General features: G+C 72.0%; 18 protein-coding genes and 1 pseudogene. 8 read left to right on the top strand and 11 right to left on the bottom strand.

Annotated features, from left to right (window positions below; translation table 11 throughout):
- Window positions 1-30 precede the first annotated feature (30 nt).
- Window positions 31-1296 (top strand): styrene monooxygenase/indole monooxygenase family protein, encoded by a 1266-nt coding sequence (locus ACGFNI_RS10775; protein ID WP_393682516.1) that lies wholly within the window; start codon window positions 31-33, stop codon window positions 1294-1296.
- Between the two features lie 56 nt (window positions 1297-1352).
- Here the strand turns inward: ACGFNI_RS10775 and ACGFNI_RS10770 are convergent, their stop codons facing one another.
- The 5 genes and pseudogenes from ACGFNI_RS10770 to ACGFNI_RS10750 all read right to left on the bottom strand — a co-directional run bounded on the left by ACGFNI_RS10770 (window position 1353) and on the right by ACGFNI_RS10750 (window position 6477).
- The gene (locus ACGFNI_RS10770; RefSeq protein WP_393682514.1) at window positions 1353-2750 is read right to left on the bottom strand and encodes an NlpC/P60 family protein; all 1398 of its coding nucleotides are present in this window, start codon (window positions 2748-2750) and stop codon (window positions 1353-1355) included.
- Between the two features lie 119 nt (window positions 2751-2869).
- Window positions 2870-3925: pseudogene (locus tag ACGFNI_RS10765) on the bottom strand (chitinase); the annotation flags it as partial.
- A 441-nt stretch (window positions 3926-4366) separates the two neighbouring features.
- Window positions 4367-4630 (bottom strand): hypothetical protein, encoded by a 264-nt coding sequence (locus ACGFNI_RS10760; protein ID WP_393682513.1) that lies wholly within the window; start codon window positions 4628-4630, stop codon window positions 4367-4369.
- A gap of 95 nt (window positions 4631-4725) precedes the next feature.
- Window positions 4726-5466 (bottom strand): TetR/AcrR family transcriptional regulator, encoded by a 741-nt coding sequence (locus ACGFNI_RS10755; RefSeq protein WP_393682512.1) that lies wholly within the window; start codon window positions 5464-5466, stop codon window positions 4726-4728.
- Window positions 5467-5550: 84 nt separating this feature from the next.
- Window positions 5551-6477 (bottom strand): diiron oxygenase, encoded by a 927-nt coding sequence (locus ACGFNI_RS10750; RefSeq protein ID WP_393683021.1) that lies wholly within the window; start codon window positions 6475-6477, stop codon window positions 5551-5553.
- 191 nt (window positions 6478-6668) lie between these two features.
- On the opposite strand from ACGFNI_RS10750, the gene ACGFNI_RS10745 reads away from it, so the two are divergent.
- Entirely contained in the window at window positions 6669-7913 is a 1245-nt protein-coding gene (locus ACGFNI_RS10745) for an RNA-guided endonuclease InsQ/TnpB family protein (protein WP_393682510.1), read from the top strand.
- A 185-nt stretch (window positions 7914-8098) separates the two neighbouring features.
- On the top strand, window positions 8099-9211 hold the full coding sequence (locus ACGFNI_RS10740) for a ferritin-like domain-containing protein (RefSeq protein WP_393682509.1): 1113 nt from the start codon (window positions 8099-8101) through the stop codon (window positions 9209-9211).
- A 25-nt stretch (window positions 9212-9236) separates the two neighbouring features.
- Here ACGFNI_RS10740 and ACGFNI_RS10735 read toward each other — a convergent pair whose 3' ends face one another.
- The 5 genes from ACGFNI_RS10735 to ACGFNI_RS10715 form a co-directional block, all read right to left on the bottom strand.
- Window positions 9237-9710, bottom strand: coding sequence for a VOC family protein (locus ACGFNI_RS10735; protein ID WP_393682507.1), 474 nt, complete (start codon window positions 9708-9710; stop codon window positions 9237-9239).
- Between the two features lie 125 nt (window positions 9711-9835).
- Window positions 9836-10657, bottom strand: coding sequence for an ABC transporter ATP-binding protein (locus tag ACGFNI_RS10730; protein ID WP_393682505.1), 822 nt, complete (start codon window positions 10655-10657; stop codon window positions 9836-9838).
- Window positions 10658-10725: 68 nt separating this feature from the next.
- A complete protein-coding gene (locus ACGFNI_RS10725) occupies window positions 10726-11199 on the bottom strand; it encodes an HD domain-containing protein (RefSeq protein WP_393682504.1) in 474 nt (157 codons plus the stop codon).
- Window positions 11200-11228: 29 nt separating this feature from the next.
- The gene (locus tag ACGFNI_RS10720) at window positions 11229-12683 is read right to left on the bottom strand and encodes a penicillin-binding transpeptidase domain-containing protein (protein ID WP_393682502.1); all 1455 of its coding nucleotides are present in this window, start codon (window positions 12681-12683) and stop codon (window positions 11229-11231) included.
- Window positions 12680-14113: an FtsW/RodA/SpoVE family cell cycle protein gene (locus ACGFNI_RS10715; RefSeq protein WP_393682501.1), complete on the bottom strand. Its 1434-nt coding sequence runs from the start codon at window positions 14111-14113 to the stop codon at window positions 12680-12682. The genes ACGFNI_RS10720 and ACGFNI_RS10715 overlap by 4 nt, the downstream gene beginning before the upstream one ends.
- Window positions 14114-14574: 461 nt before the next feature.
- On the opposite strand from ACGFNI_RS10715, the gene ACGFNI_RS10710 reads away from it, so the two are divergent.
- The 5 genes from ACGFNI_RS10710 (at window position 14575) to ACGFNI_RS10690 (ending at window position 23201) form a co-directional block, all read left to right on the top strand.
- Complete coding sequence (locus ACGFNI_RS10710; RefSeq protein ID WP_393682499.1) at window positions 14575-15861, top strand: cytochrome P450; 1287 nt, start codon at window positions 14575-14577, stop codon at window positions 15859-15861.
- Between the two features lie 275 nt (window positions 15862-16136).
- Entirely contained in the window at window positions 16137-17456 is a 1320-nt protein-coding gene (locus ACGFNI_RS10705; protein WP_393682498.1) for a M64 family metallopeptidase, read from the top strand.
- A 115-nt stretch (window positions 17457-17571) separates the two neighbouring features.
- The gene (locus tag ACGFNI_RS10700; protein ID WP_393682496.1) at window positions 17572-18030 is read left to right on the top strand and encodes a MarR family winged helix-turn-helix transcriptional regulator; all 459 of its coding nucleotides are present in this window, start codon (window positions 17572-17574) and stop codon (window positions 18028-18030) included.
- Complete coding sequence (locus ACGFNI_RS10695) at window positions 18027-20843, top strand: FUSC family protein (RefSeq protein WP_393682495.1); 2817 nt, start codon at window positions 18027-18029, stop codon at window positions 20841-20843. The genes ACGFNI_RS10700 and ACGFNI_RS10695 overlap by 4 nt, the downstream gene beginning before the upstream one ends.
- Before the next feature lie 174 nt (window positions 20844-21017).
- The gene (locus tag ACGFNI_RS10690; protein WP_393682494.1) at window positions 21018-23201 is read left to right on the top strand and encodes a tetratricopeptide repeat protein; all 2184 of its coding nucleotides are present in this window, start codon (window positions 21018-21020) and stop codon (window positions 23199-23201) included.
- Here ACGFNI_RS10690 and ACGFNI_RS10685 read toward each other — a convergent pair.
- Window positions 23115-24416, bottom strand: coding sequence for a hypothetical protein (locus ACGFNI_RS10685; RefSeq protein WP_393682492.1), 1302 nt, complete (start codon window positions 24414-24416; stop codon window positions 23115-23117). The two genes, ACGFNI_RS10690 and ACGFNI_RS10685, sit on opposite strands and share 87 nt — an antisense overlap.
- Window positions 24417-24656 lie beyond the last annotated feature (240 nt).

Here is a 24656-nt window from a genome sequence, read left to right as displayed (position 1 = left end):
CAGCAGCAGTAAGCAGAGAAGAGCGCCGCCATGCGGAAGATACTCATCGTGGGAGCCGGCCAGTCCGGTCTCCAACTCGCCCTCGGGCTCCAGTCCCAGGGGTACGAGGTCACCCTGATGTCCAACCGCACCGCCGACGAGATCCGCTCCGGCCGGGTCATGTCGACGCAGTGCATGTTCCACACCGCCCTCCAGCACGAGCGTGACCTCCAGATCAACTTCTGGGAGAGCCAGGCCCCGCGTATCGAGGGCCTGGGCGTCTCGGTCGCCGCCCCCGGCAGCCACGCCGAGCCGGGCGGCTCGCAGCGCGCCATCGACTGGGTCGGCAAGCTGGACGGCTACGCCCAGTCCGTCGACCAGCGGGTCAAGATGGCCGGCTGGATGGAGACCTTCGCGCAGCGCGGCGGCCAGCTCGTCATCCACGGCGCGGCAGTCTCCGACCTGGACTTCTTCGCCAGCCGCTACGACCTGACGCTGGTCTCGGCAGGCAAGGGCGAGCTGGTCTCCATGTTCGGCAGGGACGCCACCCGCTCCCCGTACGACGCCCCGCAGCGCGCGCTCGCCGTCGCGTACGTCCACGGCATGGGCCCGCGCCCCGAGCACCCCGAGTTCGACGCGGTCCGCTGCAACCTCGTCCCCGGTGTCGGCGAACTCTTCGTCATGCCGACGTTCACCAACTCGGGCCGCGCCGACATCCTCTTCTGGGAGGGCATACCCGGCGGCCCGCTGGACGCCTTCCAGGGCGTCAAGGACCCCAACGAGCACCTCGCGCTCACCCTTGAGCTGCTGGAGAAGTTCCTCCCCTGGGAGTACGCGCGCTCCACCAAGGTGGAACTGACCGACGCCCAGGGCACGCTGGCCGGGCGCTACGCCCCGACGGTCCGCAACCCGATCGGCCGGCTGCCGTCCGGCGGCCTGGTGCTCGGCGTCGCCGACGTCGTCGTCGCCAACGACCCGATCACGGGACAGGGCTCCAACTCCGCGTCCAAGTGCGCCGCCGCCTACCTCGCCTCCATCGTCGAGCACGGGGACGCACCGTTCGACGCCGCGTGGATGCAGGCCACCTTCGACCGCTACTGGCAGACCGCCCAGCACGTCACGAAGTGGACCAACGCGATGCTGGCGCCGCCGCCCGAGCACGTGCTGAACGTCATCGGCGCGGCAGGCCAGCTCCAGCCGGTCGCCGACCGCTTCGCCAACGGCTTCGACGACCCGTCCGACTTCGAGAACTTCTTCTTCGAGCCGGACAAGGCCAACGCCTACCTCGCGTCGCTGACCGGCGGCCCGGCCGCCTGACACCCGCGCGATCCCCGGCCGGGCGCCCGCGGGCGCGGTGCACCGGCCGGGGTGGATCAGGCGCCAGGAGCCGAGGCCGCGCGGTATCCCGCGTCCGACGAGCCCGCGTTCGACGCCGCGGCGGTGACCTGCCGCGGCGGCGCGTACGTCGTCAACGGCGCGCTGCCCGCGTCCGGCCGTACCGCGCCCAGCAGCGGGTTGGACGCCAGCGGCGAGATCTTCACGGCCGCGCCGGGCCGCGGCGCCTGGACCACCTTGCCGTCACCTGCGTACAGCGCCACGTGCGTCGCACCGGGGAAGTAGAGCACCAGGTCACCCGGGCGCAGCTGCCGCAGCGGTACGTGCGGCAGCCGCTTCCACTGCTCCTGGCTTGTACGCGGGATCGCCCGGCCCGCCTGCGACCAGGCCCTGGACGTCAGCCCCGAGCAGTCGAAGGCGTCAGGACCCGCCGCGCCCCAGACGTACGGCTTGCCGACCTGGCTGAGGCCGTACGCGAGTGCCCGCTCGCCGACCTGCGAGGGCGCGCCGCCCCGGCCGACCTTGCCGTCGGCGAGCAGCGCGCGCTGTGCGGTGTCGACGTTGCGGTTCTCCAGCCGCCCCACCTCGGCGAGCTGGTCACCGGAGAGCGAGGCGAGCATCCGCTCCACGTCCCCCAGCCGCCGCCGCACCGTGTCCCGCTGCACCCTGCGCCGCTCGGCCAGGGAACGCTGCCGTCCGAGCGCGGCACCCGCCTGCCGGGCCAGCGTCGCGGCCCGCTTCTCGCTCGCGGTCAGCCGGGCGACGGCCGCGGCCTGGCCACTGGCCGCCTCCCGGAGCAGATGCCCCTCGTCCATAGCCCGCTCCGGGTCCTTCGACAGCAGCACCCGCAGATACGACGAGACCGCGGCAGGACCCGACCCCTGGTACTGCATCCGCGCCAGCCGTCCGGCGTCGGCACGCCCCTCGGCCAGCTCCGAACGGGCCTGCCGTAGACGGGAGTTGAGCAGCGCGGCCCGCCGCTGCGCCTTGGCGAGCCCCTCCTGCGTCGCGTTGAACGCCTCGGTGGACGCCTCGGCGGTGCGGTAGAGCGTCTGGAGCTGACGGAGGAGGGCTGTGGGGGTGCCGGGGGCGGCGGGGATCGTGGGGACGGCGGGGACGGCGGGAGCGGCGGGCTCGGTGTTGGCGTCCGTGCCGGTTCCGGCCTCCGTCCCGGCTTCCTCCGTGCCGTCGTCCGATCCGGTGGCGCCTTCGGTGACGGTGCCGAGGCCGCCTTCGCCCGTATCGGACGAGTGGACGTCAGAACCGCCGTCGGATGAACCGGATACGGAGTCCGAACCCGGGCCGCTGTCATGTGAGTTGGGGCGTGCCGCGCCCGCCGCTCCCGGGTCGGCCAGGACCGGTGGGGTGGGCAGGGCCAGCGCCGCGGCGCCGATGAGTGCCGCGGCGCAGGCCGTCCGCAGAATCCGTCCGGACACGTCTCCTCCTCCGCCGCCCGCGCGCGGCCCATCCACCGGGGTACGAACCGTTCGGATGGTGCCACGCCGGTCGTATCTTCGGAGCGAAGGGGGAGGTAACGGTCAATCAGGCCACTCGATCAGCCGCCGAAGTAGGCGTCGAAGTTCTTCTGGAACTCCCACTTGTTGTAGCGGTCCCAGTTGACGGACCAGGTCATCAGGCCGCGCAGGTCGGGCCAGGCGCCGTGCGGCGTGTAGCCGCCGCAGTCGGTGTTCCTGGTCAGGCAGTTGAGTGCCTTGGTCACGTCGGCGGGTGAGGTGTGGCCGTTGCCCGCGTTCGGTGAGGCGGGCAGCCCGATGGCGACCTGGGAGGGCTTGAGCGGGGGGAAGACGTGGTCCTTGTCGCCCGCCACCGGGAAGCCGGCCAGCAGCATGTCCGTCATCGCGATGTGGAAGTCCGCGCTGCCCATGGTGTGGTACTGCTCGTCGAGGCCCATGATCGGCCCCGAGTTGTAGTCCTGGACGTGCAGCAGGGTCAGGTCGTCGCGCAGCGCGTGGATCACCGGGAGGTACGCGCCGGCCCGCGGGTCCTGGCCGCCGAACGGGCCCGAGCCGTAGAACTGGTGGCCCAACTGGACGAAGAAGGTCTCCGGCGCCATGGTCAGCGTGAACTTCTCGCCGTACTTCGCCTTGAGGCTCTTCACCGCCGAGATGAGGTTCACGATCGAGGGGGTGGTGGGCTTGGTGAAGTCGGTGTCGCCGTCGTCCAGGGAGAGGGAGTGGCCCTCGAAGTCGATGTCCAGGCCGTCGAGGCCGTAGCGGTCGATGATCTCGCCTACCGACTTCACGAACGCGTCGCGGGCGCCGGTCGTCGTCAGCTGGACCTGGCCGTTCTGCCCGCCGATGGAGATCAGTACCTTCTTGCCGGCCGCCTGCTTCGCCTTGACCGCGGCCTTGAACTCGTCCTCGCTCTCCACACCGGGACACTCGGTCTGCGGGCAGAGCGAGAAGCGGATGTCGCCCGACGTGGACGAGGTGGGTTCACCGAAGGCCAGGTCGATGATGTCCCAACTGTCGGGCACATCGGCGAGCTTGGTGTAGCCGGAGCCGTTGGCGAAGCTGGTGTGGAGGTAGCCGACGAGGGCGTGCGAGGGAAGTGCGGCGGTCCGCTGCCCGCCGTCCGCTGCCACGGTGGCGTGCGCGGGGCTCGCCTGGGCGAGGGCCGCGAGTACCGCGGTGGCGGCCAGGGCGGCGAGCGAGGCGGGTAGGGCGCGGGGGCGCCGGCCCGTTCCGCGGCGGGCGCGGCCGGGACGGTCGGGTCGGGGTGAACGGAGACGCATGGGGGCTGCTCCTTCGGTCGACGGCGCTGAGGGGGGTCCGCAAGGCGCTGCGGGCTTGCGGGTGGGCGGCGCGGGTCGAGGGTGGCGGGGGAGCCGCCCCTGTGGCGGTGGGGCCGGCCAGGGAGGCGGGACGGCTCCCCTGCGCAGGCAGCAAACAGGACTAGACCACTTACTGTCAATGGTCCGGACCAGACTGGGAGTTGGTGCCCGGGAGGCATGCGCGGGCCGGGGCGGGTGGCGGTGATGGCGGGCGGCAGGCAGCTCAGCAGGTCACCGGATGCGGCGCCGTGGCGCGGGTCAACGCCCCTTCGTCCACGGCCACTTGAGGGAACGTACCGTCCCGCCCTCCGGGTCGTACGTGTACCGCCAGCCGCGCGGCAGGCCCAGGCGGCCCGCCGGGCCCGGCTCGCGCCGGTAGACGTGCACCGTCGGCGGGATGCCGTCGTGGCCTGGCACCGGCACCGGGTAGACCTTCGGCGGCCGGCCGGTGGCGCCGACGAGCACCGGCAGCACCCGGCCGTCCAGGGGGCCGCCGGTGAAGGGGGTGTTCTCGCTTCTCACGCCCCCAGTGTCACACCGGGCGGGGGAGCGGCCCCAGGGCGCTTCTGACGGATCTCCGTGGAGGAAGGAGCGCCCTCGCGCGACGGCGGGCGGGATCAGAGCAGGTGGCCGGCGTCGGCGGCCACCGGCAGGATCCGCCGGGCCAGGTCGCCGACCTGCCCGTCAGGCGTCTCCAGGGCCAGGGCCGCCCTGATCACCCGTGCGGACTGCGGGTCGCGGGCCGCGGTCGAGGTCAGCAGGGCGATGAAGTGGTCGACCAGCCAGTCGCGCAGCTCGTCAAGGGCGGGCTGTTTGTCCTCGTCCAGCCAGATCAGCGAGGCGGCCTCGACTGCGGTGATCCAGATCCGGACGGTCATCCGCAGCCGCAGGCCGGGCTCGGGCTCGCCGAGATGGCGCAGGATCTGCTCCGCCGCGGTGCGCCGCACCTCGTCGACGATCGCGGTGGTGCGGGTCGTCTCCACCACGCTGCCGCCCTGGAGCAGGGCGCTGAACCCCGCGTCGTGCTCGTCGACGAACGCCAGGTAGCGGTCGAGGGCGCGGGCCAGGCGCCGGGTGAGGGGTCCGGTGGGCGGTTCGTCGAAGCACCCTTCGAGCACGTCGGCCGCGCTGCGCAGCGCGGACTCGTACAACTGCTGTTTGCCGCCCGGGAAGTAGCGGTAGACCAGCGGCCTGGAGACCTGGGCCGCGTTCGCCACGTCGTCCAGCGAGACGTCCTCGGGGGCGCGTTGGGCGAAGAGGCCGAGCGCGGCGGCGAGCAGCTGGCTGCGGCGTTGCTCGACGCTCAGCCTGCGGTAGGCGGGCCGGGGTACTGCTGGGGCGGTGCCGCTGCCGTTCATGGAGAGCAGCGTAACCGCCCCGCCTTTGCGGTCGTACAGGCGCTCGGCCGACGGTGTCCTGAACCGGCCGTCGCGCCCCTGCGGTCAGGCCAGCAGCCCGGAGCTCTTCCACAACTTCCGTCCCGCGCCACGGAGTACGCCGATTTCGTCGAGGAAGTCGGTCAGCCGCTGGGCACCGGACTGCATCACCTCGCGGCGGTGGCCGCTCGCCTTCACCTGGGCGAGAGCCTCGCGCCTGTTCAGGCCGACGCGGGTGTAGACCTCCGGATTGACGAACGCGATGGAGAAGACCCGCGCCGCCTCGCCCGAGCTGATCCGGGTCAACTCCTGTTCCCAGCGCGGTGCCGTCACCATCTGGCGGCGCAACTCCTCGCGTGCGTACCGGACATGGCGCGCCTCCTCGACGACGTGGATGCGGGTCACGCCGCGCACGAGGGTCTGCACCCGCTCGTCGGGGAAGGTCAGCCGCTGCATCCAGTCCAGGATCTCCTCGCCCAGCAGGGTGCAGGCGAACGAACCCGGCGTGGTGGAGACCGTCTTGAGGATGCGGGCGAGGTTGTGGTTGAGGCGGGAGACCGGGTACGCGGGAGCGTCGGACTTCTGGATCAGGCGGGCAAACATCTTGGAGTGCCGGCACTCGTCCGCGATCTCGGTGAGCGCGTAGCGGACGTGTGCGCTGGTCACCGACTTGTCGTAGATGTGCCGCACCAGCAGCTGCATCAGGATGATCTCGAACCAGATGCCCAGGGAGGCCAGCGAGGCGGCCTCGTGCCGGGAGAGGTCCTGCTGCTGCTCGACCGGCATCTTGTGCCACAGGGGGGTGTCGTAGAGCGAGACCAGCTCCGGCGGCCAGTACCACTTGCCGTCTTCGAGCGGTGCGTCCCAGTCGAGTTCGGTGTCGGGGTCGAAGGAGTGCTTGGCGGAGGAGTCGAGCAGGCGCTCGGCCACCTGCTCACGGTCCTTGAGCAGCCCGAGGGCGTCCCGCAGGACTTCGGTGTCCGGCATGGTCATTGGGGTCGTCATCAGATCTCCTTCGTGGATATGCCCAGCTTCGGCCGGGTGAGGGAACGAAGTTCCTGCGGAGCAGGGCAGAGGGCTGCGATGCGCTGCCAGGGCGGATCGCAGTACCGGCCGTATCGGCGAGGGGGTCCGTATGGGGTGAGCGTCCTCAACTGTCAGACCTCCCGGGTAGGTTGCTGTTCATGGCGAGGGAAGCGAAGGCGGGCGAGGGGGCCGGGCATGCCCGGTTCAGCTACCGTCTGCGTTTGTCGTCGACGGCCCGCGCGGCGCTGGAGGCGGAGTGGGGCCGGTGCCGGTGGGTGTGGAATGAGTGCGTGTCCAAGTCGAAGGCTGTGCACCTGCGCAACAAGGCGACGGGCGAGAAGCTGACGTGTGGGCCGGTGCAGCTTGCCGCGATGCTGACGGAGGCGCGTTCGCGTACGCCGTGGCTGCGTGAGGGCGCGTGTGTGCCTCAGCAGCAGTTGATACGCGACTTCGGTAAGTCCCGTGCCAAGGCTTTGAAGGACATCAAGGCCCGTCTTCATCTGCGGCAGCGGGCGGGGTTGCCGAGGTGGAAGAAGAAGCGCGAAGCGCTGCCGACTCTTGAATACACCAGGCGTGGTTTCCGTCTCAAGGACGGTCGTCTGCACCTTGCGGGCGGCATCGTGGTGACGGTGGTGTGGTCGCGGGAGCTGCCCGAGTCCCCGTCCAGTGTTCGCGTGTACCGGGACAGCACCGGGGCGTGGTACGCGTCCTTCGTCGTCCCCACCGTGACCGAGCACCTGCCGGAAACCGGCGTGGTGATCGGGATCGACTGGGGTGTCAAAGAAACCGCGACCACCACATCCGACGAACACGACCTCCCCCACGCCCAGCACGGGAAGAACGCCGCCCAGCGCCTGGCTAAGTATCAGCGGATGATGGCCCGCAGGAAGCCGAAAAAGGGGCAGGCCGCCTCGAACGGCTACAAGGCCGCGAAGCGGCAGACCGCAAAGCTGCACAAGAAGGTCGCCCGGCAGCGTCAGTACACTGCCCGCAAGTGGGCGAAGAAGGTCGTCCGCGGCCACGACGCGTTGACCGTCGAGGACTTCAAGCCGAGGTTCCTTGCCAAGTCGACCAGGGCGCGCAAGGCCGCCGATGCCGCGATCGGAGCCACCAAGGCGGCGCTGGTCGAGATGGCCAGGAAGCACGGCCGGGCCGTGTACCTGGTCCACCCGGCGCACACCACGATGGGCTGTGCGCGGTGCGGAGCGAGAACCAAGCACGCACTACCTCTTTCCGAGCGAACGTATACCTGCACCGCGTGCGGAGCCGTATCCCCCAGGGACAAGAACTCCGCCCACGTGATGCTGGTCCGGGCTGGTCTCAACCCGGCTGGTGCTGATCGTGCAAGACCTGACGGGCCGCCGGTCCGCAGGCAACGTGAGCCAGGAATCCCCCTGCCTTAGCCGGGGGAGGAGTCAAGGCTGTGGCTTCCTCGCTCATGGGTTACCAGCGGTCACGTCTTATGAGACTGCCTGTCAGCAAGCTCGTCAATCCCTTGCGCGTGGGATATTGACCCGTCGGTAAGGAGCGTGTGAGCCTGCCAACGATCCCCGTACGTCGGGGGGTTCGGTGATCCGAGGAGGCGCCCGTGTCGACCCGAGAGCTGTACGTACAGGACCCCGGTGACCCCCTCTGGAAGGTGCCGGCCACCGGCGCGGCCCGCTTCAGCTGGGAGTACGGCGACGGGCGTGAGCGGCTGCTCGCCCTCTACCAGAAGGGCAAGGACAAGCAGTGGGACGCCACCTCGCGCATCGACTGGGACCTGGAGGTGGACCCGAAGAACCCGCTCGGCACCCCTGACGAGTCGATGGCCCTGTACGGCACGAAGTACTGGGACAAGATGACCGAGAGGGACCGCGGCGAGCTGCGGCAGCACTACACCTCCTGGCAGTTCAGCCAGTTCCTGCACGGTGAGCAGGGCGCGATGGTGTGCGCCGCCCGGATCGTCGAGTCCGTCCCCGACCTCGACGCGAAGTTCTACTCCGCCACCCAGACCATGGACGAGGCCCGGCACGCCGAGATCTACAGCCGCTTCCTCCAGGAGAAGATCGGGATGCTCTACCCGGTCAACGACAGCCTCCAGGCGCTGCTCGGCGACACCCTCAAGGACTCCCGCTGGGACATGCCCTACCTGGGCATGCAGGTCCTGATCGAGGGCCTGGCGCTGGCCGCCTTCGGCCTGATCCGCGACACCACCACCAAGCCCCTGCCGAAGCAGATCCTCACCTACGTCATGCAGGACGAGGCCCGCCACGTCGCCTTCGGACGGATGGCGCTGCGCGACTACTACCGGCAGCTCACCGACGCCGAACGGCGCGAGCGCGAGGACTTCGTCATCGAGGGCTGCTACCTGATGCGCGACCGGCTGCGCGGTCTGGAGGTACTGGAGAACTTCGGCATCCCGCACGACGAGGCGGCCGAGATCACCGAGAACTCCGAATTCCTGCACCTGTTCCGGAAGTTGCTCTTCAGCCGCATCGTGCCGTGCGTCAAGGACATCGGCCTGTGGGGCGAGCGGTTGCAGCGCGCCTACGTCGACATGGGGGTCTTCGAGATGGGCGACTCCAGCCTGGACCTCCTGATGGCCCAGGACGAGGAGCTGGCCGAGCAGCTGGACGCGGAGCGCTTCGCCGCCGAGGAAGCGGCCCGCACCGCCGAGGTCGCCGACGCCATCGCCGAGGGCGGGCAGGACGGGGAGTAGCGCCTGTCGTTCCGGCCGGGTCGGGTCAGGCCCCGTCGGCGGCGGCGCGCAGCGCGGCGATGTCCAGCTTCTTCATGCCGAGCATCGCCCGCATGGCACGGTCGGCGCGCTGCGGGTCGGGATCCTCAAGGAGCGTGTCCAGTTCGTTGGGGACGACCTGCCAGCTCAGCCCGTAGCGGTCCCGCAGCCAGCCGCACTGCACCTCTTTGCCGCCGTCCGTCAGCCGTGACCAGTAGTGGTCGACCTCGTCCTGGCCGGAGCAGCTGATCAGCAGCGAGACCGCCTCGTCGAAGGTGAATTCGGGGCCGCCGTTGATCGCGGTGAACGCCTGGCCGTCGAGGAGGAAGTCGACGGTCAGCACCATGCCGGCCGGGCGCGGGCCCGCCTCGCCGAAGTGGGAGACATGGGTGATCGAGGAGTTCGGGAAGACCGAGACGTAGAACTCGGCGGCCTCTTCGGCCCGGGTGTCGAACCAGAGATTCGGGGTGATCTTCGGCATGGCGCTCTCCTGGGGTCAACGGGCGGCGGCACCTCCCCCTGGTAACGACGGTGGCACCGGTCGTGGGAGTGCGCCATCCCGGCAACCCGCGGCACGGCGGCGGCCCGCCACCGTGCCGCCGGGGATCAGCGGCGGCCCGACCGCGCCATCCAGCGCCCCGCGTGCCGTGACACCTCGATCGGGCGGCCGAAGCAGGCCGTCATCCGGTCGTCGGTCAGCACCTCGCCGACCGGCCCGCGCGCCTGCACCCGGCCGTCGCGCAGCAGCAGCGCGTGCCCGATCGCGGGGGACAGCTCCTCCAGGTGGTGGGTGACGGTGACGGTCGCCAACTCCGGCCGCCCCAGGGCGAGCCGGTGCACGGCGTCGATCAGGTCCTCGCGGGACGGCAGGTCGAGCGCGTTGAACGGCTCGTCGAGCAGCAGCAGCGACGGATCGGCCATCAGCGCGCGGGCGATCAGGATCCGGGCCCGCTGCCCGCCCGAGCACACCCCGTACGGCCGGTCCGCCAGCTCCTTGCAGTCCAGCTCGGCGAGCAGCTCGTGGGCCCGCTCGCGGGTGGTGTCGTCGTACTGGCGCCACAGCGGCTGTACGGTGCCGGTCGCGCCGGTCAGGACCACCGTGTGTCCGGTGGCGTCCTGCGGGACCTTCTGGGCGCTGGAGACCAGGCCGATCACGGCGCGCAGCTCGCGGACGTCCACCGCGCCGAGCCGGTGGCCGAGCACGTCGACCGTGCCGACGGTGGGGAACATCAGCGCGCCGACCAGACGCAGGATGGTGGTCTTGCCCGCACCGTTCGCACCGAGCAGGGCCCAGTGCTCCCCGGCGCGTACGGTCCAGTCGATGGCGTCGAGGATGACCTGTCCGGTGGTGTAGCGGCGGACGCCGACGCCGTCCAGCGCGGCGATGACGCGGGCTTCTCCCGGATCCGAAGGCTGCGAAAGGGTCATGCGGCGCAGGCTAGCTGTAGACCGCACGTTTCGGCGCGGGTGTCCGGGGTGTGGACCCGGACGACGGCTCAGGCCAGGCCCAACAGCTCCCGCACCCGCGCGTACTTGGCGGTCAGCCGCTCACGGGTCGCCGCGTCGAGTACCGCGAGCCGCGCCGGGTCGGCGTTGTGCGCGAGGTCGGACTCCTTGACCAGCAGCGCGCCCGGTGTCGCCAGGATCCGCGCGGTGTACGCCTCCACCGGCTCGCCGGGGCGCTTGGTGACGGCGATGATCATGTCCTTGGTCGCCGGGGAGAGCGCCGCACCGGCCAGCCACGAGCGGGACAGCGCCCCGTCCTCGACGGCGTCGTGCAGCCAGGCCGCGGCGATCTGCTCCGGGCTGCCGCCGCGCCGCCGCACTCCATCCGCCACCGCGGCCAGATGCCCGGCGTACGGCGCGCCCGCCTTGTCCTTCTGCCCGGCGTGCGCGCGCCTGGCCAGCGCCTCGACCTCGGCGACGGAGAGCAGGGGCGCGGTACCTGGTGCCGTACGGGAGTCGACCATGCGGCCATTGTCGCGGACCGGACGGGCCCTCAGCGCAGCGCGGCGCGCATCACCGCGCGGGCGATGGGCGCCGCGCTGCCGCCGCCGCTGATCTCCGCACGGTCGGCAGCCGCGTCCTCGACGACCACGGCGACCGCCACCTCGGGCTCACCGGTCGCGTCGGTCTTCGCCCAGGAGATGAACCAGGCGTACGGGACGCCTTCGTTGTGCCTTCCGTGCTGCGCGGTGCCGGTCTTCCCACCGACCGTGGCGCCCTCGATGGCGGCGTTCCTGCCGCTGCCGTGCTCGACCACGTCCACCATCATCTGCTGCACCTGCTGCGCGGCGGCCGGGCTCATCGCGCGGCGCGGGGCGGCGCGCGACCGGGTGGCGAGGGGGTGTCCTGCCGCGTCGGTCACCTTGTCGACGAGGTGCGGTGGCATCCGCTCGCCGTCGTTGGCGACGGCCGCGGCGACCGTCGCCATCTGGAGCGGGGTGGCCGTGGTGTCGTACTGGCCGATGGCGGAGAGCGCGAGCTGCGCGGTGTCCATCCGGGTGTCGAAGGTGCTCACGGCCACGGACGAAGGGATGCGCAGCCCCCGCTCGTTGAAGCCGAACCCGCGTGCCGTGGCGGCCATCGCGCGCTGCCCGACGGTGACGCCGAGCCGCGCGAAGACCGTGTTGCAGGAGACCCGGAAGGCGTCCGTGAGGGTGGCGTCCTCGCAGTCGTCGGACTCGTTGCCGAGCAGTGTGGCCGTACCGGGCAGCGGATAGGGGTCGGGGGAGTCCGTGGGCGCCTCGATGTCGGTGACAAGACCGCTGTCCAGCGCCGCCGCCGCGGTGACGACCTTGAAGACCGAACCGGGCGGATAGGTCTCGCGGATCGCGCGGTTGAGCATCGGCCGGTCCGGTGCCCGGTTCAGCCGCCGCCACGCCGCCTCCACCGCACGGCCGTTGCCCGACAGCCGGGCCGGGTCGTACGAGGGGGAGCTGGCCAGCGCGAGGATCCGTCCGGTGCGCGGTTCGACGGCGGCCACCGCGCCCTTCTTGCGGCCGAGCCCCTTGAACGCGGCGCGCTGCACGGCGGGTTCGATGGTGGTCACGACGTCGCCGCCCCGCCTGCGGGTGCGGTTGAGGCCGTCCCACCAGGGGAACGCGGCGAGCCGCTCGTCGGCCCCGGAGAGGACGCCGTCCGCGGCGCGCTCGATGAGCGAGGTGCCGTAGGTCTGCGAGGAGTAGCCGGTGACCGGCGCGTACAGCGGCCCTTCGGTGTAGGTGCGCTCGTAGCGCAGCCGGCCGCCGCTGTCCCGGGAACCGGTGACGGGCCGTCCTGCGACCAGGACGGCGCCCCGTGGCTTCTCGTAACGGCCGATCTCCGCGCGGCGGTTGGCCGGATTCGTGGCGTAGTGGCCGGCCATGAAGACCTGCACCCGGGTGGCGTTGGCCAGCAGGGCGACGAGCAGCAGGAGGCAGAACGCGGCGGCGTGCCGGGTGCAGCGGATCACCGGCGGGCCTCCGGTGCCGTGCCGGGCGGGCCGGCCGGGTCGGCGGGGTCGGCCGGGTCGGGCCGCGGGGTGCGGGCGCGGTCGCTGAGCCGGATCAGCAGCGCGACGATCAGCCAGTTGGTGACGACCGACGAGCCGCCCTGCGCGAGGAAGGGCATGGCCATCCCGGTGAGCGGGATCAGGCCCATCACACCGCCGGTGATGATGAAGACCTGGAGGGCGGGCAGCGCGGCGAGCCCGACGGCCAGCAGCCCGCCGAAGGGGTCGCGCAGGCCGATCCCGGCGCGGAAGCCGCGGGCGATGAACAGCGCGTAGAGCAGGAACAGGGCGGTCAGTCCGGCAAGACCCAACTCCTCCCCGAACGTGGCCAGGATGAAGTCGGACTTCATGGCGAAGCCGATCAGGGACGCGTGGCCGCGGCCCAGGCCGGTGCCGAGCAGACCGCCGTTGCCGAACGCGAAGAGCGACTGCGCGAGCTGCCCTGGGCCCTCGCCCGCGGCGATGCCGGCGAACGGGTGCAGCCAGTCCTCGACCCGGCCGTGCACGTGCGGTTCCAGGGCACCCACCGCGGCGGCCCCGGCCCCGGCCAGCAGCAGGCCGATCGCGATCCAGCCGGTCCGTCCGGTGGCCACGTACAGCAGCACGATGAAGACGCCGAAGAAGAGCAGCGAGGTGCCCAGGTCGCGTTCCAGGATCAGCACCAGGACGCTGACCAGCCAGATCGCCGCGATCGGCCCGAGCACCCGGCCCGCGGGGAGGCGCAGGGCGCCCGCCGGGCGGCCGGCGCGGGCCAGCGCGCCGCGGTGGGCGGCCAGATAGGCGGCGAAGAACACGGTGATCAGCACCTTGGCGAACTCGCCCGGCTGGATCGAGAGCCCGGCGGCCCTGATCCAGATCCTGGCGCCGTTGACGGCGGGGAACAGGATCGGCGCGATCATCAGCAGCAGGGCGAGCGCCGCGCACGGGCGGGCGTGGCGCCGGAGCGCGCGGTGGTCGGGCAGCAGCAGGACGGTGAGGGTGAAGAGGGCGACGCCGACGGTCGACCAGACCAGTTGGGCGGGCGCCGCCCGGTCGTGCGGGGTGTCCAGGTCGAGCCGGAAGATGAGGACCAGGCCGAGCCCGTTGAGCAGGACGGCGATGGGCAGCAGCAGCGGGTCGGCGTGCGGGGCGCGGCGGCGGACGGCCAGGTGGGCCAGGAGGGCGAGGCCGCCGAGCCCGGCGCCGTAGCGTGCGGCGCCCGCGGGGACGGCGTGCCGGGTGGCGAGCCCGACGACGGCGTAGCCGCAGACGCTGATGCCGACGGCGGCCAGCAGGAGGACCAGTTCGGTTCCGCGGCGCCGGGGGAGCAACGGGAGGGGCGGGGGCGTGTCCGGAGCCGCCGGGGTGCCGGCGGCGGGTGCCGGGGCCGGAGTCGGTGCCGTAGCCGTCATGCTCCGCAACGTAGCAAGCGCCGAGGCTTATGCGTGTTATGTCGGAAGTGCTGGCTCTGTGGTGTCCGTGGCGCCGGACGGGAATGCCGTGGTGGCGGAAGTGTGCGTGTGGACGGCGCGGTGGGCGATTACCTCCGGTGGGGCCGGAGTTCGGGTGTGTGCCGCGGCGTGTAAGGGAAATCCCAGGGACTTCCCTGACGTTCTCCGGGGTTGTTCACTCGGCGTCGGCAAGGGCAGTTTGTAAACTCGTCGGAAAGGACAGGGGCCGAGCTCGTCACGCTGGATGCGGGCGACCGGGCACACCGGTTGAGGTCGCGGACCGGCCCGTGACCACCGCAAGCGAGGGGCTATGGCGTACAACACATCCGTGCACGCCGAGCGGACGCCCCGTGCTTCCTCGGCCCCTTCGGGCCGCCGAGTGCGGATGACCGTCCCCCTCGACGAAAGGCAGTATTAGCGCCATGACGACTCTCCGTTCCCGGATCATCGCCTGGGCCGGCCGCCTGTATCTGGCGAGAACGCGAAAGAAGGGCTTCGACCTGTCTCGAATGTCTTTCTTGCCCGAGTCTGTCCTGATGCCCTTGCGGCGTGAGGGACTCGATCCCGTGGACGATCTGGCCGCCGTCAGGGAGAAGGAGCCCGTCACGAAGCTGCCGGTGCCGATAGCCGCGAACGTCTGGCTGGTCACCGGCTATGACGAGGTCAAGGCGGTGCTCGGCAAGGCCAACGCCTTCAGTTCGGACTTCACCAACCTCGTCGGCAAGGCCGGCGCGGGTGCCGAGCAGAATCCCGGCGGTCTCGGATTCGCCGATCCGCCCGTGCACACCCGTCTCCGGCGGCTGCTCACCCCGGAATTCACCATGCGCCGCCTCGGCCGGCTGACGCCGCGTATCCACGAGATCGTGGAGGAGCGGCTGGACGCCATGGAGCGGGCGGGCAAGAACGGCGAACCGGTGGATATCGTTCACCACTTCGCGCTGCCCATTCCGTCCTTGGTTATTTGTGAACTGCTCGGTGTGCCTTATGAGGACCGCGCGGATTTCGAGCGGCTCAGCGCCGCCCGGTTCGATCTTTTCAGCGGGGCGAATGCCTCCTTCGGCGCCATATCGGAATCACTTTCCTATTTCCGGGACGTCGTCAAGAAGCAGCGTCAGGATCCCGGTGACGGACTGCTCGGCATGATCGTCAAGGAACACGGCGACTCGGTCAGCGACGAAGAACTGGCGGGGCTCGCCGACGGCGTGCTGACCGGCGGCTTCGAAACCACCGCGAGCATGCTCGCGCTCGGCGCGTTGGTCCTTCTCCAGGACCCGGAGCATTTCGCGGCCCTCAAGGACGGCGACGAATCCGTCGACCGCTATGTGGAGGAACTGCTGCGCTACCTCACCGTGGTGCAGGTCGCCTTCCCCCGCTTCGCCCGCGAGGACCTGGAGATCGGCGGCGTGCAGATCGCCTCCGGCGACGTGGTGCTGTGCTCGCTGAGCGGCGCGGACCGGGACGGCGGGCTCGGCCCGGAGATGGAGCGGTTCGACCCCACCCGCAACGTCCCCTCCCACCTCGCCTTCGGCTACGGAATCCACCGCTGTGTCGGCGCGGAGCTGGCCCGCATGGAACTGCGCGCCGCCTACCCCGCGCTCGTCCGCAGGTTCCCCACCATGCGGCTCGCCGCCGGACCCGAGGAGCTGACATTCCGCAAGCTGTCCATCGTTTACGGCATCGACTCCCTGCCGGTCCACATCGACGCCTGACGGAGACCGGCGGCAGCGCCTCCCGCCGCGCCGCTCCGTCCCCGCCCCACCCCTGACCGGGCACCCGGCCGACCGCCGCGTGCCCGGTCTTCGCATGCCGGACGCACGGTGCATCTGCCGTGAAGTCGCCCTTACCGCCCGCCACTTGGGCGGCGACACCGTTGCCCGGCGCCTCCCGAGCCCTTACATTGAGCCGCGCCGATCCCGGCTGAGACACAGGCCCTGAGCACCGCTCAACCCGCCGCCGTCGCGGCGGGCCTCGGGAGGACCCCCACATGCGCAGACGCAACCCCGTCCGTACCTCCATACCCCTGCGGGCCGCGACCGCCGCCGCGGCACTCACCGCCGCCCTGGCCATGACGACCGCGGGCACCGCACAGGGCGCCGCCCCCGCCCCGCCCGGCCCGTCCGTGCAGCCCGTCGAGTACTTCACGGGACCTGACGGCCACCCCCGGCACACCACCGTCCCCGCCCCGCCGCCGCTGTCCGGAGCCGACCGGGCCGCCATCGCCGCCGACGGCGACGTCACGCCGATCGTGCAGAACGGCGATGTCGGCACCAAGCTCGACGTGGTCTTCGTCGGCGACGGCTACACCGCGGCGCAGCAGGAGGACTTCCACGCCGCCGTCCGCGCCAAGTGGGCCAAAATGACCGCGGTCGAGCCGTACGCCTCGTACACCGGCCTGTTCAACGTCTGGGCCGTCGACGCCGTCTCCCGCGACTCCGGCGTCTCCGGTGACCCGACCCAGGACGTGGTCCGCGACACCGCGCTGGGCTCCGCCTTCTTCTGTGACGGCACCGAGCGGCTGCTCTGCGTCGACACCAACAAGGTCGAGTCGTACGCCGCCAAGGCCCCGGCAGCCGACCTCGTCGTCGTGCTGTCCCACTCCGCCAAATACGGCGGCGCCGGCTACAACAACGTCTCCTCGCAGGTCGGTTACGACGGCATCGCCACCGCGTCCGCCGACAACGACCAGTCCGACCAGATCGCGGTCCACGAGACCGGCCACTCGCTCGGCAAGCTCGCCGACGAGTACGACTACGGACAGCCGGGGACGTACACCGGGCCCGAGCCGGCCGACGCCAACCTCACCACGCTGACCGCCGACGACATGACCGCCCGGCAGCAGAAGTGGTACCGCTGGATCGGCCAGGAGTCGCCCGACGGCGGCACGGTCGGCGCGTACGAGGGCGGCGGCTACTACCAGTTCGGCCTGAACCGCCCCACCGAGAACTCGATCATGCGCACGCTCGGCCGCGAGTTCAACCTCCCCGGGCGGGAGGCCATGATCGCCGGCTTCTACCGTCACGCGAGCGCCCTGACCAGCCAGGACCCCACCGGCCGCACCCTGGCCCGCGGGACGGCCCTGCACGTCACACCCGCCGCGCACACGAAGCTGACCTGGTACGTCGACGGCCACGAGGCGGCACTCGCCCGCGGCAGGACGACCGTCGGCCCGCACACGCTCGGCGTCCCCGCCGACGGCCGCACCCACACCGTCACGGCCAGGGCCACCGACCCGACGGCCGCGGTCCGCGACCCGTCGCTGCGGCAGCGGCTGACCACCTCGCTGACCTGGCACCTCACCGGCTGAGACGGCCGCACCCCACGGACCACCGGGCGGGCGCCCGCACCAGGCGCCCGCCCGTCCCGCGCCCACCCGCCGACCCGGCCCCCGCCGCCGACCCCGCCTCATATATAATTGCGATATGCATCTATCGTCGACGTCCGACGAGCAGCGCATCGAACACGCCGCCCGCGGACTCCTCCGGGGCATCGGCAGGCTCTCCCAGGCGCTCTTCCGGGTCGGTGATTTCGGACTGCCCCGCGGGCACGTCTCCGTGCTGGACGCGCTGGCCGACGGCCCGCGCCGGGTCACCGAACTCGCCGCGTACACCGGCCTCACCCAGCCCCGGGTCACCGTCGTGCTCCAGGAACTCCAGGAGCGCGGCCTCGTCGAGCGGGCCCGCTGCTCCCACGACCGGCGCGCCATCGAAACCTCGCTCACCCCCGACGGCCGCGACCTGCTGGAGCAGGCCAGGCAGCGGATGGCCGCGGCCCTCCTCGAAGGGCTCCGCGCGAACGTCGACGATCCCCAACGCGCCGCGGGCGAGGCCCGCGACGCCGTATCGCTCCTGCTGCACGCCATCGAACCGGAGGTCAGTTGACCACCCCAGCCAGTACCGAGGCCCAGGACACCGCCGCCCACGCCGCACCGGGCGAGCAGACCCGCACGGGCGCCGTCGCCCCGCACCGCGTCGGCGGGCCGAGACGCTGGTGGGACTGGGTACTCGCCGCCGACCCCGGACTCGGCCAACTCCAGGCCGGCTGGCGCTCGTTGGTCTCGATGATCACCGCGCTCGCGGTCGGCTACGGGATGTCCGTCGCGCTCGGCCTGCCCGCCATGCTCGGCATGATGGTCGGCGGCATGATGGGCATGATGAGCGCCTTCATGGTCGCCGAGAACACCCCGTTCCGGCTGGCCCGCGCCCTCCTGTGGATGCCGGTCCCGTACTCCGCCGTACTGCCGCTCTCCGCCTGGCTGCACCACGACCGGGTACTCGAACTCGGCCTCATGGTGGTCGCGTTGGCGGTCGCCTTCTTCCTCGCGCGCTTCGGGGCCCTCGCCCTGCTCACCGGCATGATGATCTTCAACGCCTTCATGGTCGGCATGATGGCGAACATCCCGCTGAACCTCTGCGGCGAACTCTTCGTCGTCGCCCTGGTGTCCGCAGCCGCGGTCCTCGCCGCCCGCCTGGTCTTCTGCTACCCGATGCCCCGCGAGGACCTGCTGCGCACCCAGCGGGCCTTCGTCGTCGAGGCACGCCGGGTCGCCGACGCCGCCACCGCGGCCCTGGACCCGGACGCCGACCACCAGATCGCCATCACCCGCATGCGCCGCAGCCTGCGACGGCTCAACGTCACCACCGTCACCATCGACGGCCGGCTCGCCCAGCCCGAGGTCGCCGCCGACCCCGACACCGCCGAACTGCTCCACCAGCACCTCTTCGACGCCGAACTCGCCCTCCGCGGCATCGGCCAGGCCGTCCAGCAGCTCACCCGCCTCCAGGTGCCCGCACACCTGCGGGAGGCCATGGTCGTCGGCCTCGTCATCGCCCGCGACACCCCGCTCGGCCGGGCCGACGCGCTGCGCCCCGCCGCCCAACTCATCCAGCAGCAGGCCGGATTCGTCCTCCAGGACACGCACGCAGGACCGGCCGAAGCGGAGGCCGCCGCCCTCGCCCGCCGCGTCGGCCACCTCCTGGACTCGCTCGCCGACTCCCTCGCCCACTGGCTCGACCTCGGCTGGAACGCGCCCACCGCACGCGCCAAGGTGCCGTTCCAGCCCACCGTCGCCCTGGAACAGAACCGCCCGGCCGGCACCGGAGCCGTCGCCCGGCGCGTCGCCGCCGCCCAGAGCGTCCAGGGCTGGCGACGCGCCATCCCCTACCTGCGCGTCCCGCTGCACGCCGGGGTCGCCGCCGCCCTCGTCTGCCCGCTCTCCGACGCCATCGACCCGCAGCGCTTCTACTGGGGCCTGGTCGGCGTCATGATCACCCTGTTCGGCACCAACACCACCCACGAACGGCTGCGCAAACTCGCCCACCGCATGGCAGGCACCATCGCAGGCGCCGTGATCGGCATCGTCCTGCTGCACGTCATCGGCCACGGCCACATCTACTGGACGCTGGCGGTCATCGTCGCCGGACTGGCCATCGGCGCCTGGGGCATGCAACGCCAGTACGCCTACTGGGTCGTCGGCCTGGTCACCGCCCTCACCCAGCTCTACGGCATGACCACCCCGTACAGCGGCATGGACCACCTGCTCGCCGAACGCCTGCTGGACAACGCACTCGGCATCCTCATCGCCACCGCCTGCGCCGCACTGATCTTCCCCGTCTCCAGCCGGAAGATCGCCCAGGAGGCCGAACGCGGCTACGTCTCGGCCCTGGAACACCTGGTCTCACAGATCGTGCTGCGCTGGGAGAACCCGGAGGCGCCGGTACGGCTGCGCGGCGCGGCCCGCGGCGTCGACGCGGCACTCTTCCAGGTACGCGGCGTGCTCCGCCCGCTGGTCCGGATGCCGCTGGGCATCCGCGGCCGAGGCGCCGAGAACCGCCTCGCGCTGCTCGCCAACGCCACCGGCCACGCCCGCGCCCTCGCCGCCGCGGCCGACATCGACATCGACCTCGCCCCGCACCTCGGCGAGCGCGTCGGCCGCATCACCACCACCTTCGTGGAGTCCCTGCACGCCCTCGACCGGCACGCCGCGGGCGGCGACCAGGCCGGCACCTGGACCCGCGTCAGCCCCCTCATCCGCGAACTCGAAACCGTCCTCCAGCCCCCGCCAGGACCCCGCGCCCACCGCCTGCACACCGCACTGCGCGAACTGGCCGCCCTGGACGAGGCGTTGGCCGGCTACGCCGAACAACGCGGCCTCACCCTCACCACCGCCACCCCCACCCCGAACACCCCCCACCACCCCGCGGCCCCCACACTCCCCACCACCCCGGCCGACCGCCGCACCCAGGCCGCCCTCGCCGCCTGGGCGGCCCGCAACCAGCACCCCCGAACCACCCTCACCCCCCACCGGCCGACCCCCACACCCACCCCGGCCCCCACCGAGGCAGCCGCTTCCACCGAGGTCACGCCCCCCACCACCCCCACCAAGGCGGCCGAGGCGACCACCCCCACCGAGGCCACCACCCCCGGCACGGTCACCGTCACCGGCTCCCTCCGCTGCCCCGACCACCCCGGCGGCTGCGACGTCTGGATCACCCTCGTCAACGCCCGCGGCAAGCGCCGCGCCGCCAGCCGCGCCACCAACGGCCGCTACCGCCTCACCGCCCTGCCCCCCGGCAGCTACACCCTCATCGCCTCCGGCTCGACCCACCCACCCCGCGCCGAATTCCTGTCGGTACGACCGGGACCGGGAGAGATGCGGCATGACATCGAGCTGGAGCGGGTGGGGAGGACGTAACCCGGCCGCGCGTGGCCGCACCGGGTGGGCCGGGACCTGGCCCACCCGGTGCGGCACGGTCTTCCCTCGCCTGATGGCCGAATCCGTACCCGCGTCCCCGTGCGGACCTGCAAGACTGCGGGCGGGCGCGTGGACGCGCGGACATGAGGAACGGAAGCGGACGGGGGCGGTCGCATGGGTTCGGCCGACGGCGGGGCGCCGGTCAGCAACCTGATCACGGGCGGGAAGTTCATCGGGGACACCATCCAGGCCCAGCACGTGACCCTCAACCAGTACCAACAGCTGGACACACGGCCGCGGTACACACCGAACGCGGCCCCCGCGCCGCCGGGCTTTCTCGCCGACCGAGACCGCATCCGCGCCCGTCTGGACGAAGAAGTCGCCGGCCTCGGCCTCCGTTCGTCCCCGCTCGTCGTGGCCCTCACCGGCCCGCCGGGAATCGGCAAGACCGACCTGGCTCTCCATTGGGCCAAGGGACATCTTCAGGACTTCCCCGGCGGGGTGCTCTACGTCGACATGAGCCCGTCCGGTGCGTTCGAGCCGCGCGACACGGCCGGGGCACTGGAAACCCTCCACAAACAGCTCGACACCCGGCCGGACGAGCTGCCGAGCGACGTCTCAGCCCTGAGCGCGTACTACCGCACGCGCACATCCGCCGAGCCCTGTCTGGTGTTTCTCGACGGCGTGGTCACCCCGGGCCCCGTCAAGGAACTGCTGCCGGGACATCCGGCGAGCCTGGTCCTGATCACCAGCCGCAGTGAACTCGGCGGGCTGCGCCACACCGTCGAAAGGCCTGTGTCCCTGCGGGTCGGGGCACTGGACGACGCCTCCTGCGCACAGGTCTTCCTGTACTACGCAGAGAGGGACAGCGGCGCCCTGTCAGCCCACGACGCGGACCGGCTGAGCGAGGTGGTCCCCACCTTCCGCGGCCGGCCCGCCGCGGCACGCGTCGCCGGAGCGGAGGCCGCCCGGCTGTCGGCCCACGGCGACCTCGGCACGCTGTTCCCCGCCCCCACCGAGCAGCCCCCCGGCCCGCAGCCGTACTCCGCACCGGAGGAACCCGCCATGAACCCGCACTTCGCGGCGTCGTACGCGGCGCTGGATGCTCCCGCGCAACGCGTCGTACGCGCCCTCGGCAGGCACCCCGCACGGGAATGCGCCGACGAGCTGATCGACGCCCTGGCCGGCGGAGCAGCGCCCGGCGCGTCCGTCAGAAGCGCACTGCTGGCCGCCCAGCTCCTGGAGCGCCCGGCGCCCGGCCGGGTCCGCATGGGCGGCGCCGTCCACGACTGGGCCGGCACCCTGGCACCGGAGAACCCCGCCGAGGAATCCGAACTGCTGGCCACGCAGGCGAGCTGGTACCTCCACCGCGCCGCAGCCGCCGCCCATCTGGTGTCGAAGCGCTGGCGCATCGGGAGCCTCTTCGCGCATCCCGCCCTCCTGAACGGCGTCTTCGCCTCCGAAGAGCAGGCGCTCGACGCGATGGAGGCGGACCTGGAGAACGCCGTCGCCGTGGCACGGATCCTGCACGAGGCACAGCGCTACGGCGAGGTCTGCGAACTGACCGAAGCCCTGCGGGAGACCTTCTTCCGCCGCAAGCACCCCACCCGGTGGATCGAGTCGGCGCGGCTGGGTGCCGAGGCGGCCGAGCGGCTGCTGGACGAGGCCACGGACAGGGCCGCCCGGCAGAGCGCCTGGCTGTTGCTGGCCCGCATGCGCTTCGAGCTGGCCTTCGCCCATTACGACCGTGGCGGGGAGCCCGGCCTGGCGGCGGCGCACCGTCACTACACGGACGCGCTGGACGCCGCGAAGCAAGCGGGCCACGCGCGGACGCAGTCCTCCGCCCTGGAAGGGCTGGGAATGGTCGCCCTGGAGCGCAAACATCCCCTGGAAGCCCGCGAGTTGTTCCTTCAGGCGCTCCAGGCCCTGGGCGACATCGACCACCCCAGGGGCCGGGCACTGCTGCACTACCACCTGGGACGAGCGGCATCCGCCGCCCAACGCCACGACGAGGCGGCCGAGCAACTGCTGGACGCCCGCCGCCGGTTCGCCGCCCTGCCCGACCGCTACAACGAAGCCCGTGCCCTGACCCGGTACGCACAGGCGCGCCTGGCGGCCGGTGACCCCGACGAAGCGGTGCGACGGCTGGACGAGGCCCTGCCACTCTTCGCGGGACGCACCGCCCCGAAGGAAGAGGCCGATGCCCGACTCGTGCGCGGAGACGCATACCGGGCCAAGGGCGTGAGTGAACGGGCGCGCACCGACTGGCAGTCAGCGCTCGACGCCTACGACGCGCTCGGCAGCCTCTGGTCCGGCGTCGCCCGCAGCCGGCTCGACGAGCTTGCGCAGGGAGAGTAGCGCGGGCGGCAGCCCCTCTCCGGCACGGACCTCGACCACTCCGTCCCACCCCTCGTCGTACCGCGCCAAGCAGGCATGCAGCGCCGACGCGGCGAGGGACGACGAGGCCCACCACGGCTGGACCTTCCAGCACGCCGCGTACCCGCCGCCGCCCCGCAGCCGCAGCCGGCAGCTCTCACCCGCCGATGACGCCGCCGTGACGATCAGCCAGCACCCCGGGTGGCGGGCGAACAGCACGTCGGGCCCCGACCCGTGGGACACGACGACGTCCGCCACGTTCGCCCAGCGCGGGTCCGGTTCGCCTTCCTCGGTGACGACATGCGGGTCCTGGAGGTGCCCCCTGACGCTGCCGTGCTGAGGCCCGGCGGGGTAGCGGCGGAGCACGACGGTGGCCGCACCGCCGGGAGCCGGCACCTTCTGCGCGTCCGGCGCCTCCGGGGCACCTGGCTCACCCGGTCCACCCGGCGCGTCCGCCGGCCCCGGACCCCGCTCCACCACCCGCGCGTCGACGAACAGCGGCTGCTCCAGCGGCGCCCGGCGGGACACCGGAAGATCCAGCGGAATGTCGACGGGACGCGCGGCAATGGTGCCTGCCGGCTCTTCCAGGGCGAGCATCCGGTAGCAGAGTCTGCGGAAGCGCGGCAGGGCCTCCCCGGGGCACGAGGTGATCATCTGCCCGACCTCGGCGAGGCGCGGATCTCCCTGCTGCGCGAGGCGGGCGCGGTCGAGCTGAGCGGTCAGCGGCTCGGCGGGCGCGATGCGCGGCAGCAGTTCGCCGAGCCGTGCCATCGGTGAACCGGGGGCGACGCTGCTGTCGTCGAAGGAGGCGAGCAGCCCGGTCAGGCCACGTCCGGCCGCGTACAGGGTCAGCGAGCCGTGGTCGCCGATGAACGCGTCGGCAGCGCACACCGCGGCCTTCCAGGTATCGGTCGTCGGAACGGGCAGCACCAGACCCGACCGCCGGAACGGTTCCAGCCACGCGCGGATCTGCCAACCACCGTGCCCGTGCCAGGCGTTGGGGTGGATGGCGGCCACCACGCGGTACGCGTCGCGCGGCAGCTCCGCCAGCGCGCGGCGGATGGCATCGGTCCCACGCCCGAGAAGGGATCCCTGCCCCCACGTCGACGTCAGCAGCAGCATTTTCTGCCCGGGACGCACGCCGAAAGCTTCCCGATACGCCTCCCGGAACGGCAAGGACGACTGGATCTGGTCCATGCACGGATCGCCCACGACATGCGCGAAGGGAACCGCCGCAGGAAACCCGCGCCGCAAACGCTCCCGCTGCTCCCGGTGGGACAACACGATGGCCGAGGGGATCAACTCCCCCTTGTGCGCCAGCCATTCAGCCGTCAGGCCAAAGGCTCCCGGCTCCCGGCTCCCGGCTCCCGGCTCCCGGCTCCCGGCTCCCGGCTCCCGGCTCCCGGCTCCCGGCTCCCGGCTCCCGGCTCCCGGCTG

Origin of the sequence: Streptomyces sp. NPDC048644, from assembly GCF_043199105.1 — a bacterium.
In the GTDB taxonomy this organism is placed as follows: Bacteria; Actinomycetota; Actinomycetes; order Streptomycetales; family Streptomycetaceae; genus Streptomyces.
Note: the sequence above shows the minus strand (reverse complement) of the source record. Positions and strands in the feature narration are given on the sequence as shown.

What these genes read in the sequence shown, in the direction of transcription:
- ACGFNI_RS10775 (WP_393682516.1), top strand. Translation starts at nt 31, where the DNA reads ATGCGGAAGATACTCATCGTGGGAGCCGGCCAGTCCGGTCTCCAACTC.
- ACGFNI_RS10755 (WP_393682512.1), bottom strand. Translation starts at nt 5,466, where the DNA reads ATGAACGGCAGCGGCACCGCCCCAGCAGTACCCCGGCCCGCCTACCGC.
- ACGFNI_RS10750 (WP_393683021.1), bottom strand. Translation starts at nt 6,477, where the DNA reads ATGACCATGCCGGACACCGAAGTCCTGCGGGACGCCCTCGGGCTGCTC.
- ACGFNI_RS10745 (WP_393682510.1), top strand. Translation starts at nt 6,669, where the DNA reads ATGGCGAGGGAAGCGAAGGCGGGCGAGGGGGCCGGGCATGCCCGGTTC.
- ACGFNI_RS10735 (WP_393682507.1), bottom strand. Translation starts at nt 9,710, where the DNA reads ATGCCGAAGATCACCCCGAATCTCTGGTTCGACACCCGGGCCGAAGAG.
- ACGFNI_RS10730 (WP_393682505.1), bottom strand. Translation starts at nt 10,657, where the DNA reads ATGACCCTTTCGCAGCCTTCGGATCCGGGAGAAGCCCGCGTCATCGCC.
- ACGFNI_RS10725 (WP_393682504.1), bottom strand. Translation starts at nt 11,199, where the DNA reads ATGGTCGACTCCCGTACGGCACCAGGTACCGCGCCCCTGCTCTCCGTC.
- ACGFNI_RS10715 (WP_393682501.1), bottom strand. Translation starts at nt 14,113, where the DNA reads ATGACGGCTACGGCACCGACTCCGGCCCCGGCACCCGCCGCCGGCACC.
- ACGFNI_RS10710 (WP_393682499.1), top strand. Translation starts at nt 14,575, where the DNA reads ATGACGACTCTCCGTTCCCGGATCATCGCCTGGGCCGGCCGCCTGTAT.
- ACGFNI_RS10705 (WP_393682498.1), top strand. Translation starts at nt 16,137, where the DNA reads ATGCGCAGACGCAACCCCGTCCGTACCTCCATACCCCTGCGGGCCGCG.
- ACGFNI_RS10700 (WP_393682496.1), top strand. Translation starts at nt 17,572, where the DNA reads ATGCATCTATCGTCGACGTCCGACGAGCAGCGCATCGAACACGCCGCC.
- ACGFNI_RS10690 (WP_393682494.1), top strand. Translation starts at nt 21,018, where the DNA reads ATGGGTTCGGCCGACGGCGGGGCGCCGGTCAGCAACCTGATCACGGGC.
- ACGFNI_RS10685 (WP_393682492.1), bottom strand. Translation starts at nt 24,416, where the DNA reads ATGGACCAGATCCAGTCGTCCTTGCCGTTCCGGGAGGCGTATCGGGAA.